At 34.4% G+C, this 14132-nt stretch carries 7 protein-coding genes; 2 read left to right on the top strand and 5 right to left on the bottom strand.

The window, feature by feature from the left end; translation table 11 throughout:
* Positions 1-304 precede the first annotated feature (304 nt).
* A complete protein-coding gene (locus PL77_RS23940; RefSeq protein WP_044211074.1) occupies positions 305-4402 on the bottom strand; it encodes a two-component regulator propeller domain-containing protein in 4098 nt (1365 codons plus the stop codon).
* 177 nt (positions 4403-4579) lie between these two features.
* Complete coding sequence (locus PL77_RS23935) at positions 4580-6055, bottom strand: sulfatase (protein WP_044211072.1); 1476 nt, start codon at positions 6053-6055, stop codon at positions 4580-4582.
* A gap of 394 nt (positions 6056-6449) precedes the next feature.
* On the opposite strand from PL77_RS23935, the gene PL77_RS23930 reads away from it, so the two are divergent.
* Together PL77_RS23930 and PL77_RS23925 are read left to right on the top strand one after the other, a co-directional pair.
* Positions 6450-7922 carry an arylsulfatase gene (locus PL77_RS23930; RefSeq protein ID WP_044211070.1) on the top strand — a complete coding sequence of 491 codons (1473 nt, stop codon included), beginning with the start codon at positions 6450-6452 and terminating at the stop codon, positions 7920-7922.
* A gap of 163 nt (positions 7923-8085) precedes the next feature.
* Positions 8086-8952 (top strand): sialate O-acetylesterase, encoded by an 867-nt coding sequence (locus tag PL77_RS23925; protein ID WP_172665940.1) that lies wholly within the window; start codon positions 8086-8088, stop codon positions 8950-8952.
* Positions 8953-9381: 429 nt separating this feature from the next.
* Here the strand turns inward: PL77_RS23925 and PL77_RS23920 are convergent, their stop codons facing one another.
* From PL77_RS23920 to PL77_RS23910, 3 genes are all read right to left on the bottom strand, one after another.
* Positions 9382-10536: an iron-containing alcohol dehydrogenase gene (locus PL77_RS23920; protein ID WP_044211066.1), complete on the bottom strand. Its 1155-nt coding sequence runs from the start codon at positions 10534-10536 to the stop codon at positions 9382-9384.
* Positions 10537-10811: 275 nt separating this feature from the next.
* Positions 10812-12146, bottom strand: coding sequence for an L-fucose:H+ symporter permease (fucP, locus tag PL77_RS23915; protein ID WP_044211065.1), 1335 nt, complete (start codon positions 12144-12146; stop codon positions 10812-10814).
* A gap of 326 nt (positions 12147-12472) precedes the next feature.
* The gene (locus PL77_RS23910) at positions 12473-14086 is read right to left on the bottom strand and encodes a SwmB domain-containing protein (RefSeq protein ID WP_044211063.1); all 1614 of its coding nucleotides are present in this window, start codon (positions 14084-14086) and stop codon (positions 12473-12475) included.
* Positions 14087-14132: the final 46 nt, after the last annotated feature.

The following is a 14132-nucleotide window of genomic DNA, read 5'->3' as shown; positions in this document are numbered from 1 at the left end:
AAATGTGATGTAAACCCTAAAAACAACAGTATGTGGCAGTAAATCTAGTGTGTCATAGCATACAATTCACTGAATTTCAAGGGTTATACATTATTGAATTGGTGATGGCAAATTGTTTTTTGGTGAAGTAAAACGGGCGACCTTATGAGACCGCCCGCATCAATAAAGAGAAATGAGATGTTTTGTACACCATAGTTAAAACTATGGGTAGGTGATAGAGTAACCTTATCAAGACTGAAGTCTTGAAGGTTGATAACGTAAACAGGTGTCGTGAACCCATAATTGAAATTATGGTTTTTTGGGATCATTCCACTTCCGCATGATGTTCCTTACCGTATTTTCCTGGAGTTATTCCGTAGTGCTCTTTGAACATTCGGCTGAAGTGTGTTCTGCTCTTAAAACCGGTCCTCAAGTACACTTCAGAAACGGTTAGCTTTTCATTGACCAACATTTCTGCCGCTTTCTTGAGCCTATAGAGCTTCAATAATTCATAAGGAGTATAATTCGTAATCGACTTCACTTTTTGGTAAAAATGAGTACGGTTGAGGTGCAACTCTTTGATGAAAATATTAATATCCAACTCTTCATCATCAAGGTGTTTTTCCATCAGGGCATATAATTTTTCCATAAATACCCTTTCGCTCTTATTATTGTTTTTCTTCTCTACTTCTACAGGGAAGTCAATTCTAAAACGCTCTCTCAACTGTCGGCGGTTCTTCAATAACATTTGTGCTGTTGCAATCAGGTGTTTCAGGTCAAAAGGCTTGCTGATATATGCATCCGCACCACTTTCAAAGCCAGATACCTGATCATCAACAGATGATCTTGACGTAAGAAGAATCACCGGAATGTGACTGGTTCTGATGTCGGCTTTGATTCCTTTACAAAGTTCTAAACCGTTTAATTCCGGCATTAATATATCACTGATAATCAAGTCAGGCCACTCTTCTTCTACCGCTTCTTTGCATTGTCGACCATTGACAAAAGACGTTACATTAAAATACTCTGAAAGTGAAGAATGAACAAAGTCTCTAAGATCTTTATTATCTTCAACGTAATACACATTTAATTCTTTTAAAGTCTCATCTTTCAAACTCTCTGGAAGTTCGATGCCTTTTGGTAAAGTCCTTTGTTTCTCATCATCCGTTTCTAAGGTAAGAATCTCTTGCAATCGTTCTTCATTGAAAGTATCTTCCAAACTTACCTCTACCGGCAATATTACTTTAAACGTAGTTGATTCTTTTACTTTGCTTTCTACCGAAATGGAACCATAATGCAATTCAACAATTCTCTTAGAAAAAGCCAAACCAATACCTGAACCTACTGTAGCTGTATTGACATCTTCCGACTGATAATATCGTTCAAAAACGTAAGGAAGATCTTTGGGTTTGATCCCTGCCCCAGTATCATTGACAGAGAAGACCAATTGATCCTTTTCAATGCCATAAGTCAGTGTAATTTTATCCCCCGTCTTAGTAAACTTAAATGCATTATTTAAAAGATTGTTCAATACAATTTCCAATTTCTGACGATCTGCCAAAACAAATAACTGATTGGCTTCACCGATCACTTCAAACTTCCTCTCTGTATGTTCAGCCATTTGGTCAAATCCTTTTTTCACTTCATTAATCAATGCTGTAAAATCAAAAGAAGTGATTTTCAATTTCAGTAAGCTTTGTTCTGCTTTCTGGAAATCCTGTACTTGATTGACCAATTGGAACATTTTCTTTGATTGGCTCTCAATTAGGCTTAAATGCTTGTATGCATCATTATTGGATTCGAATATCTTAATTAAAACCTGTAAAGGACCCGAAATCAATGTCAAAGGTGTTCTAAATTCATGTGCAATATTCATGAACATTCTCGTCCTTGTTTTATTCAGCTCATCGATACGTTCCTTATCCATTTGTTCGATTTGCAGATCATGTTCGATCTTATTCATCTTCAAAATAACACGAATCACTACAATCAGAATCAGTGCAATAAGGACGATATAAATTAGATAAGCCAAAGGCGTTTTCCAATATGGAGGATGAATGACAATCTCAATTTTCTTAGAAGGCGACCATTCTTTTTTGGAATTGGAAACGGCTACTTCAAAAACATATTTTCCTGGAGGAAGGCCATTAAAACTTGCCCATTTTACCTCTGATGCAGTGGTCACCCATTCTTCTTCCTGAGGCAATAATCTATAGCGAATCAAATTTCCTTTTTTATTGGAATAGTGCAATGAGATAATTTCAAAAGAAAAGACATTCTGATCGTAATTCAGTTCAATCTTTTCCGTTTCATTCAATCCTTTTTGAAGCACAACTTGATTGTCCAAAGTATCCAAAACATTCACTTTGGTATTGAATAACCTAAAATCACCTAACAGTAAATTAGGCATTTCATCTTCCTCATGAATTTGATTGGGATCAAAATATAGTAAGCCATTTCCACCAGAGAAAATCAACTCACCATCCTTCAAAATAGCAGATGAAGGTTCGAAAGGAGATATCGGTACACCATCCCCTATTGTATAATTTCTAAATTTACGCGTCTTAAGGTCAAATGCATTCAATCCCTTGTTGGTAGTGATCCACAATCTGTTTTGCTTATCTGGAAGGATACTTTTCACAATATTATTATCCAATCCATCTTTCTCTTTAAACGATTTAAAAACACACGCCAATTGGGAGTTTTCTACCAAACAAATACCTCCTTCTTCAGTGCCAATCCATAGCTCACCATTTTCTAGTCTCTGTATATTTGAAACATAATTATTAGAGATCGAATATTTATTTTCAGGGTTATGTACAAACTGTACCTTACGCATTTTATTGAGTTCTCTCTTAGGCGTATTACTGATACGAATTAAACCATCTTGCTTTGTTCCAACCCAAATAAAATTGTATTTCGGGTCTTCATAAATATACTTGACATCTTTAATTTCTTTACTCAAAAAACCTTTATAAACATCCATCAATTGAATGTCTTGAATCACTCCTGTTTTAGTCAACTTCAGACGATACAATCCTTTATCACATGCAACCCAGTGATAACCATATTTATCAAGTGTTACCCCTTTTATTTTAATCTTCGAAAACTCAGGATGAAGTTTGCTTACCAAAGGCACCCACTTTTGTAGCGTTTCACTGTAATAAAATATCTTTGATATCTTCCCTTGCTTTTTTAAAAACTGTCCACCTTTGTTATCTATTATCAATGATGAATTCGCTTTCCCTTCCATATCTTGAAGATGGGCTGGCAGATTTTCAAAACTATTCGTTTCTGTATTGAAATTCAAAATCCCCCTAAAATGAACATTGATCAATACATTAGTATCAGTCCATTTATGAAGATTAAGCACGTGATTAGACCATTCTCCAGGTTGGTTATTGGATCGTAAATTTGAATACTTAAAATTATACTTCTTTGTAGGTAAATGATATAATCCTTTTCGAAATGAACCTGCCCAAAAATTTCCTTTTTCATTCGAAATCATAGTGCTGACTCTGTAGATCGGATAAACCTCTTTTTTTAATACCCCATTTCTACCAATCTTCTCAAGTTCCTCTTTTGTCGTTTTATAGATCCCGAGTTCTTTGTGCCCCAACCATATATTTTTTGAGGCATCAATATGAATAGTCTGAAATTTTTGATGAAGCAAAGTATGTTTCAACTGAATGGTATCTTTATTATAATCCATCACTATCAGACCATTATTGACAACACAATAATAGCGACGATCATCATACTTTACGATATCAAGATATTTATCAATTTTAGCCCCTTCAATTAGCGTTTTGGTTCTGTGCGGGTAATTAATTTTATACAGTCCCTTAGAAGTGGCCACTAAAAGATTATTATTATCTAATGGTAAAGCCTTGTAAGCAATCACATTATCACTAAGAGTAATACTATTCTTTAATTTATTGGTTTTGGGATCAAAGAATAATAACCCTTGCTTCTCGGTTGTACAAAAAATGTACTGTTTGAATTTGGAAACTTGTCGGATGACTGGTCCCGTTTTTACACCTTTTTTAGTTTGAGAGAGATAGACGTTTTCAAAATGTTGGGTGCTGTAATCAAAATTACTTAATCCATGATCCGTACCAATCCATATTTTATGATCTTCATCTTGAAATAGCGACCTAATTCTATTGCTATTTAAGTTTTTGACGTTTCTGAAAGTTTTAAATTCAAAGCCATCATAACTGTTCAAACCATCAAATGTTCCTACCCAAAGCAAACCGTTATGATCCTCTAAAAGTGAAGTAACACCATAGTGAGATAACCCCTGAGGCATGGAGTAGGCATTTAAAATTCCTCTTTCAAAATATTCATCTTGTGCACTACAAAATAAGGGCAGTAAGCCCACCCAAAGTAATAATACTATCTGTGTAATAATTCTTTTCATCAACAATTCATCTAATAATAGTATCCCTAATAATTAAAGAAGAATGCCCTTATATTTCTGTAAACTTAGTCAATTTTAAAAAAATAAGGGCATTCTATGCTAGTAATAAGTAGTCACACATCAAGTTAGTTCGTAGTCACTTTGTTGCAGAGTAAAAAAGCTGCTCGTTAAATAAATTTATAAATCCAAACCGGTCCCTTGTAAACTATAGTCTTTCTCCCAGTAGATTTTCCACGGATCCTGTGTATCCTGCTGGAACTTTTTCAATTTCTTTTTCATCATATTAAATACCTCCTGATGTTCTTTACTGTTCACCAGGTTATTGATTTCATCAGGATCTTTATCAAGATCGTATAATTCTAATTCGGCATGATGCAAATAATCTTCAACCGTACGTTTACCATAATATTTAGCACCTGATCTGTAACGCTCTTGCCAAGTGGAGGAAACCCATAAATCAGACGCAAATGGATATTCTAAACCTGAAGCAATATTTAAGATCAGCTTATAGTTCTTATGTCTTACCACCCTCATCGGATAATACATGGTGATTTCATGGAAAGTATGAGAAGCATAGATTTCATCTCTCTCTTTATCTTCAATTCCTGTTAGCACTCCTGTAAAAGATTTTCCATGAAATTGATTTTCTTGATAATTAATATTGGCCCAATCTAAAATAGTCGGCGTTAGATCTACCCAAGAGATCAATGCGTCATTTGTCTTATCTTGATTTTTCACCAAAGGGTTTTTAATGATACAAGGCAAATTCATACCAGGTTCATACAATGTGGTTTTGGCTCCTGGAAATGCAATTCCGTTATCTGAAATATAAATTACTATCGTATTCTCCATTTTTCCTGAAGCTTCTAGGTGTTTCATTAGTTGACCAAACCCAGTATCGACCCTCGAAACACTTTGATAGTATTGTGCTAACTCTTCTCTTGCTTCTTTGGTATCAGAAATAAAACTTGGCACCAATACCTCATCTGGAGAATAAGTTACTTCTTCTACCCCTTCGTAGCCTTTTTTTCTATTGCCAAAACTATTAGGATCATTCCAATTTGGACCCGTAGGCTGTCCCCTATGTGGGTCACCTGTACAGAAGTACAAGAAGAATGGTTCTTCTTTTTCAAAAACCTCTTTGCACTTGTTTGCCATTTCAACGGTATTTCTTTGATTGGCTTTGATTACATTTTGAAAATGAAATACTTTTTCTGGTGCCAAATGGTATTTCCCAATTCTAGCAGTATAATAACCATTTGCCTCCATTATCATTGGTAATGAGCTAACGGTATCATAAGTACTAAAATGATGATAATCGTGAGTATGACCATAAGAACCTGTTGCGTGGCCGAATTTCCCTGTAAGGATTACAGATCTACTTGCTGCACAACTTGCACTTGTACAATAGGCATTATTAAAAACTGTCCCCTCACTTGCAAGATGATCCAAATTTGGCGTTTTAATTACAGGGTTTCCATAACAACCTAACGCATCTTTTCCATGATCATCTGATACAAAGAGTAATATATTTGGTCTTTTCTCTACTTTCGTTACAACGTCTTTTTTAGTGCTTTGGCAAGCCGATAAAGTAAGAAATAACAGACAAAAGGCTATACTTTTTACCTTATTTATTTCAGTAATAATTTTCATACTATAAAAAATCTTAGTTCGTTTTCTTCGTTTGTTTTGGCAATATCCTAAGAGTAGTCCACTCGTTTGTATCTATCAATATTTACGTTGTATCTTACAGTACTATCAACTGTTAATCAATTATTTAAGGATAATAAAAATACCTAAAAATACAGAATAGGGTACTGATAGATACAATTATTACCCCCTGCTTTATTGATCTGGAATTAGTGATTAAAAAACATAAAAATCGGGTGTTTTTTGTTTCTTGATACTATAACACTTGTATCTTTCAATCCCAATAAACTATCAAATACACATCACTAACTATTACAGACAGTTTTTAAAGTTTTTACGCTTTTCTTTACCATAATTCTTTCACACAGATTATTTTCAAATTTCAATACATACAGAAATGAAAAACATAAGGTATTACTTTTATTTAATTACGCTGTTATTACTTAGTGGTGGATGTGCATCCTCCTCCAAAAGTCAATCAACAGCTCATCAAACGAAGAAACCAAACATCATATATATATTAGCAGATGATTTAGGATATGGTGATTTAAGTAGTTATGGACAAACAAAGTTCACGACTCCTAATATTGATGCTCTAGCAGAATCTGGGATGAAATTCACGCAGCATTATTGTGGTTCGGCGGTTTGTGCTCCTTCACGCTCTTCATTGATGACCGGACAACACACAGGGCATACACCTATTCGAGGTAACAAAGAAATTGAAGGTGAAGGTCAAGTTTCACTTCCTGCTGAAGCTTTTACCGTTGCTGAATTATTAAAGGAAGAAGGTTATACCACTGGAGCCTTTGGTAAATGGGGGTTAGGATTTGTAAATCACGAAGGAGATCCTAATAAACAAGGGTTTGATGAGTTCTTTGGCTATGTGTGTCAAGCTGCGGCACATCGTTACTATCCAGAATACATTTGGCACAATGATCAAAAAGTATTTCTTGAAGGAAATGATTGGACAAATACAGTGACTTATGCACCAGATGTAATTCAAGATGCAACTTTAAAATTTATAGAAGACAATAAGGATAATACCTTCTTTGCCTACGTCCCTTTTATACTTCCTCATGCAGAATTAATTTCTCCGGAAGACTCTATCCTTTCTAAATACAAAGGAAAATTTCCTGAAACTGCCTTTACAGAAGATAACAAGTATACATCAGATTACGGTCCAAATATTCAGAAGCAAATGTATTGTTCACAAGAAATTCCTCATGCTGCTTTTGCATCGATGATTCACCGTTTAGATACTTACGTTGGACAAATTGTAGCTAAAGTTGAAGAACTTGGTATTGCTGATGAAACGATCATTATGTTTGCCAGTGACAATGGTCCTCATGCTGCAGGAGGTGCCGATCCTGAATTTTTCAATAGTGGAGGTAACTTAAAGGGTATTAAAAGAGACTTATACGAAGGTGGCGTACGTACACCATTTATCATTAAATGGCCAGGAAAAGTTGAAGCTGGCTCTACAAGTGAACACGTTTCTGCCTTTTGGGATATCTTCCCTACTTTTGCTGATATTGTAGGTAAAGGCGATCACTTTGATACAGATGGTATTTCTTTTTACCCTACTATGATAGGCAAAGGCGAACAAGAAGAACACCCTTACCTTTATTGGGAATTAAACCTTAGAGGAGGAAGACAGGCTGTTAGATTAGGAGATTGGAAGGGTGTTTTATACAAAGTAAATAATGGAAATTCACACCTAGAGCTATACGATATCGTCAATGATCCTGAGGAATCAATGGATGTAAGTAAAGATCATCCTGATATCGTAAAGGAAATTAAAGAAATAATGAAAGAGGCTAGAACTGAATCTGAAGTATTTCCACTTTTCACGAAAAAAGTGAAATCATAAACACAGAGTATCTGTAGCCGACCCAATAAAATAGTATCATGGGGGATGTCGCAAAACCTTTTTTCATTTTTATATCACAATGATAAGTTTTGCAACACCCCCTTTTTTTTAATAGGAGCAATTTCATTATCAAAATGTTCTAATATTTATGTGGATTTTAAAAATGAAAAAAATACTACTATTACAACTGCTAGTACTTCTACCAATTTTGAGTTTTTCCCAAGACAAAGAAGTTTATGTTGTATTACTCGGAGGACAATCCAATATGGCAGGAAGAGGGCAATTCCAAGAGCTTAGTTCTCATAATAAAGAAAGAGCGAATGAAGCTTCTAAATACGTCTCCATCGCAAGTGGATCTACAACGTTAGCTCCTTTGTCTTATACTGCTTCAGGCAAACGTCAGGTTAATTTTGGACCTGAACTATTCATTGGAATACGTCTTCATGAGCATTACCCCAATCGGAAATTTATCCTTATCAAAGAAGCTCAGGGAGGAACATCACTTTATGGGGCATGGCATCCTCAATGGACACAAGAAAGAGCATTAATTGGAGAAAGAGATGCCAAGAGACAAAAAATGAAGCTGTATGCTAAACATACTCAAGCTATCAAAACGGTCATAGAGCAACTCAAGACCCAAAATAAAACGATCAAATTTGTGGGAATGTGTTGGATGCAGGGAGAAAAAGATTCTAGGTTAGAAGTAACAGCCACTGAATATGGTCAAAACCTCCAATTACTCATTCAGAGCTACAGACAAACTTTTGATGTCAAAAACTTACCTTTTGTATTTGGTCAAATCAACTGTCCACCTCGAACAAAGTTTCCAAAAGGTACAGCAATATTGCGACAACAGATGGCCAATGTATCCAATAGTGAAGATAATATTTACATGATCCCTACTTCAATGCAAGCTGATTGGAAAGATTTCCCTAAACGAGAAGATAACGTGCACTACAATACACAAGGACAAGAGTTACTTGGAACTGCTTTTGGAAATTGTTTAATTGAAAGTAATACTACTTTGTAGATCACAAAAACTTAATGGACTGAAAAAAACAAAAGGCTCCCAATGAGGAGCCTTTTGTTGTACGAAAGATAAGAATAAAACTATAAAAGATTTTCTCCAAAGGATGAATAAAATCAATTGAATTAAATAACACTTTTTGACATGTAATCACATCTAGAAAATGTCATTTCTAAATGTGTTATTTTTTAAAACTCTTTTCATGAAAAAAAATGATTTTTAGATTAAAGTAATGATTGAGGAACACATGAAACCTCATTTTTACATCTAAACTAAATTTTCATCGACTATTATGATAGTTAGAAATCAGAAGATTTCTGATGATTTACAGGATAAGAATGACGCTAAAGCTTAACATTTGTGCCAATGGTTTTTCTACTCAATTCATCTAGTAATACTTCCATTGGCCCTGAAAGATTTTGTTAGTTAAAATTACATGGCTACTTTAAACAACTCTACTGCATCCTCAAAAGTTACTTCTCTTGGATTACCAGGAGCACAAATGTCTTTTAATGCATTTTCAGCCATTAACTCAATATCCTCTTCTTTAGCACCTAAAGCACCAATTCCTGATGGAATATTTACTCTTTCAGCCATTTTTATAATCGCGTCAATCGCTGCTTCTGCCCCTTGTTCATTCGTCATTCCTGTAACATCAACTCCCATTGCTTCTGCTACATTTTTCAATTTAGCCGCACACACTTTCGCATTATAACGCATTACATGAGGTAAAAGCACTGCATTTGCAACACCATGAGGAATGTCATATTGACCACCTAATTGATGTGCCATCGAATGCACAAAACCAAGTCCTGCATTGGAGAAAGATTGACCTGCAATAAACTGAGCCCAAGCCATTTGACTTCTTGCTTCTAGGTCTTCTCCATTTTCTACTGCTTTCACCAATGATTGTGATACTAACTTGATCGCATAAAGTGCTAAATCATCTGACCAGTGGAATGCACCAACTGTAATATAAGCTTCGATTGCATGAGTTAATGCATCTAAACCAGTGGCTGCAGTTAAAGATTTAGGCATTCCGATCATTAACTTCGGATCGTTGACGGCAATGGAAACTAGGCAATTTTTATCTACCATTACCATTTTCACATTTCTTTTTTCATCAGTGATAACGTAGTTAATAGTAACCTCACTTGCAGTACCTGCTGTAGTATTAATGGCCACAATAGGTGTTGAGGGTAATTTTGAAATATGTACCCCTTCATAATCTGCTATATTACCGCCATTAGTTGCTAAAATACCAATTGCTTTTGCTGCATCCTGAGGAGATCCTCCACCTAATGAAATAATTACATCACATTGTTCATCTTGTAATTTTTTCAAACCAGTATGTACATTCTCAGTAGTAGGATTGGGCTGCACGTTATCATAAATAACATATTCTAACCCTGCTTCCACAATCATATCAGCAATTGTTTTTGCCATTCCTAATTCATTTAGTGCTTTATCAGTCACTAATAATGCTTTTTTATAAGGAAGTCCTTTTAATTCTTCCACTAATTCTTTTAAAGAATCTGGGCCAACTAAACTTAATGGGGGTAAATAAATACGCCTGCTTTCCAACATAACTTATCAAATATTTTAATAAAAAATCACACAAATAAATTAAAGATTAAAGAAGGTAATTGACCTTTCTTTCACATGATAAATATGACAGTTTAAATATTAACAAAAGCAGACATATATCAACTAAAAAAGTGAATAATATCAATCAAATTTTAATATTTAATAACCTGTATACCAATTACTTAATTTAATAAAAACACAAAAAAAAGACCCTCAAAAGAGAGCCTTTGTTTAACCTTTAAATATTATAAGTAGTCTGATAATTAAGTGAATTTTTATCCTTTGTCGTATCTTCTAAATCCAAATATTGCAATGATCACAAAACATATAAGTGGCAATATAAAGGAGAAATTAACTCCATCAATTCCAAAAATAACATCTTGATCAATCATTTTCCCTTGTAAAGGTGGCATCAATGCTCCACCTACAATAGCCATTACTAACCCCGCTGCACCAAACTCACTGTCTTCTCCTACTTTGTCTAATGCTATCCCATAAATTGTTGGGAACATTAATGACATAAACGCGGATGTGGCTACTAATGCATATAAACCTGTATTACCTCCAACAAAAATCGTAATGCTAATTGTTGATATCCCTCCTATTGCAAATAGGGCAAGTAATAAAGCAGAGTTGATGTATTTCATCAGGAATGTAGCTACAAAACGGCATCCTAAGAAAATGAACATTGCAATAATATTTAAGCTTTGTGCCTCAGCCTTAGTGTAGCCAATATTTTCTGCATATTGGATAATGAATGTCCAACACATAATCTGAGCACCTACATAAAAGATCTGAGCAATCACACCTTCTCTATAATCGATGTTATTTGCTAGTCTCTTGATGGTATCCATAACACTAAATTCTTTCCCAGCCTGTTTCTCTTGAGGAATTTTTGTAAGAGCAATGACAATAAACATTGCAATTACTACTACACCTAAAAGAGCGTATGGGTCTCTAATTACCATTAGATCGTGTAAGCGGATTCCTTCTTTTTCAACTGCTGACAATGTTGTATAAATCAGCGATCCGTCTGCCGCTTTCTCTGCTGAATCAAGGTTTGATAGAATGAACTGCTGCGCTACAAACATTCCTGTAATTGATCCTATTGGATTGAATGATTGAGCAAAGTTTAGTCTTCTTGTTGCTGTTGCTGGTGAACCTAATGATAATATAAGAGGGTTTGCTGTTGTTTCTAAAAACGCTAAGCCAAATGTGATGATGTAAAGCGATATTAAAAAGAAGCCAAAGATCTGATATTGTGCTGCAGGGATAAATAACAAACATCCTGTAGCATACAGTCCTAACCCTACTAAAATCACCGATTTATAAGAATATTTTTTGATCAAAATGGCTGCTGGAAGTGCCATTGTAAAATAGCCACTATAAAAGGCAAACTGAACTAATGATGCTTTGAAGGTAGAAATTTCCATCACCGTTTGGAAGGCGGACACCATAGGATTCGTGATATCATTGGCAAATCCCCACAAAGCAAATAATGATGATATTAAAGCAAAAGGCAATAGATATTTCTTATCAATTACTTTATCATTTTTCCCTTCATCTGCTGATGTTTTTAAATCAATATTTTCGGCTACAGTACTTTCCATATTTTCCTATTTTTCATCTATTGAATATTTATATGAAAAAATAATAGATGATCTAATTTCGTTTATGAATGCCTTATAAGTAGTAAGACATGTATTTCATTTCTTTTCATTAATCTATGTCACAAAGCTAGATATCAGGTCACAAATATGTTATCTCAATTCTTTCAATTCATTGAGTTATTATATCATTTTACAGGATTCTAGGCTGTTTTTAAAGATAAGTACTCTTTTTGGAAATAATTCTTTAAAAAAGGATGTATAAAAAAATGGACAACCGACCCTAGAGTCAATTGTCCATTTTTTGATGAAAAATAGATTTGATTTACCTATTCTACAACAGGTCTGTCGTCATATTCTTCAATACTTAGGTCTTTCAAATGGTATGGACCATTATTACCTAATTGAATAATGAAATAAGATGCTAATTGATCATCTGAAGTTTTATCATAAACAAACTCATAGTGTTCCCACTGATTTAATTGTCTACCTTCAAATTGGTTAGTATTAAAGATACTTACACCCGTCCACCATTGGTGATCAAATAAAGCGATCTTAAATCCTTTAGCATTTACTTCAGACCATAGGTTAAAGCTAATTTTATATTTCTTACCTTTCTTCATTTCGAATCGGCTACCTTTACCGTTCATTTGAAGAGGGCCAGAAGTTTTCACCATGTAGAATACTTTTTCACCCGAACCATCAGGAGCGTCTCTTAATTCGTAAGTTGCATTTGCATTACTTTCAGTCGTTCCTTCTGGAGTATACATATCACCTTCCATTGTAGGTACGTGTGGAGCATGAAGAATTACTTGGTGCATTTTTACAACCTCATCCGTGAAACCACCACTAACTCTACCATCTGTAGCTTCTAAACCACCAGTATAAGTGACAGTTACCACATCATTGCTATAAATAGTTTCTGCTAATTTGATGTCAATTTGAGCATTATTATCTTCGTTTCTCAATACTGAAGAAATTGCAGCATCCGAACCATTTACTTTTACAGTAAATGCATCCATACCTACAGCACTAGTAAATGTTTCAAAAAGACCATTGTAAGCCACTTTGATGGTTTGATCTTCCATTTCTACTACCTCACCTGATAATTCAAATGGTTTTGTAGATTTTACAATGTTGATTTTAGAAGGTAAGTTTAAGAATTTTGATTCGTTTGGTAAGTTTTGATCTTCTCTTTTCGAAGTAATACTTACACTTAGTCTTCCCATAGCATTTGTAGTATATAACACTTCCTGATCCTTAAATTCTACACCGCCAATTTTCCATAAACGAGCATCTGGCTCACCTTTAGTAGTTACATCAACAAATCTAATCTTCTCACCAAATTCAATATCATGAGTTACTGTAGAGTCCATAATGTTCTCTAACTTCTCTCCATTTTCTTTATAGATTTCAATTTCTACTGTAATTGTATCATATACTTTCACATAGAAATCAGTGTTCATTGTCCAAAGTCCATTTTCAAATACAGACTCCATTGTATCAAGACCAGCAAAAGATACTGAATCTCTAAAGGTATTGTAAAGATTTACAACAAAAGCAGAATCTTCACCTGCTTCATTTTTACCTGAAGCTTCTGTGAAAAGAACACTGATCGATTTTTCTTCAGAATAAGTCTCTCCATCATTCACAATATAAGGTGTGTAATCTTTCACTGTATTTTCAATTTCACCCTCCAAGAATTTTGCACTTGTAGGAATTGTCCAGCTATGATCTACTGTACCTCTTGATAAATCTGAAAAAGCAATAAAGCTATTCAGACCTACTCTCATTGTATCTGCGAAGTTGAAGTTTGTATTTGACTTACTCGTATACCACATGGCGTCCGAGAACTCATTTGGCACATCATAATCTTTATTATTACATGCATTTAAGCATAATAATAAAGTAAGTGCACTCAATATATATTGTAATGTTTTCATTTATTTCAAAATTTGATAGTGAATAAGTACACAGACAATTCTATTT

The sequence above is a fragment of the Flammeovirga sp. OC4 genome, from assembly GCF_000812565.1.
GTDB lineage: Bacteria > Bacteroidota > Bacteroidia > Cytophagales > Flammeovirgaceae > Flammeovirga.
Note: the sequence above shows the minus strand (reverse complement) of the source record. Positions and strands in the feature narration are given on the sequence as shown.

Excerpts from the sequence above, each read along its gene's own strand:
- PL77_RS23925 (WP_172665940.1), top strand. The coding sequence starts at position 8,086 with ATGAAAAAAATACTACTATTACAACTGCTAGTACTTCTACCAATTTTG.
- PL77_RS23940 (WP_044211074.1), bottom strand. The coding sequence starts at position 4,402 with ATGAAAAGAATTATTACACAGATAGTATTATTACTTTGGGTGGGCTTA.
- PL77_RS23930 (WP_044211070.1), top strand. The coding sequence starts at position 6,450 with ATGAAAAACATAAGGTATTACTTTTATTTAATTACGCTGTTATTACTT.
- PL77_RS23920 (WP_044211066.1), bottom strand. The coding sequence starts at position 10,536 with ATGTTGGAAAGCAGGCGTATTTATTTACCCCCATTAAGTTTAGTTGGC.
- PL77_RS23910 (WP_044211063.1), bottom strand. The coding sequence starts at position 14,086 with ATGAAAACATTACAATATATATTGAGTGCACTTACTTTATTATTATGC.
- PL77_RS23935 (WP_044211072.1), bottom strand. The coding sequence starts at position 6,055 with ATGAAAATTATTACTGAAATAAATAAGGTAAAAAGTATAGCCTTTTGT.
- fucP (WP_044211065.1), bottom strand. The coding sequence starts at position 12,146 with ATGGAAAGTACTGTAGCCGAAAATATTGATTTAAAAACATCAGCAGAT.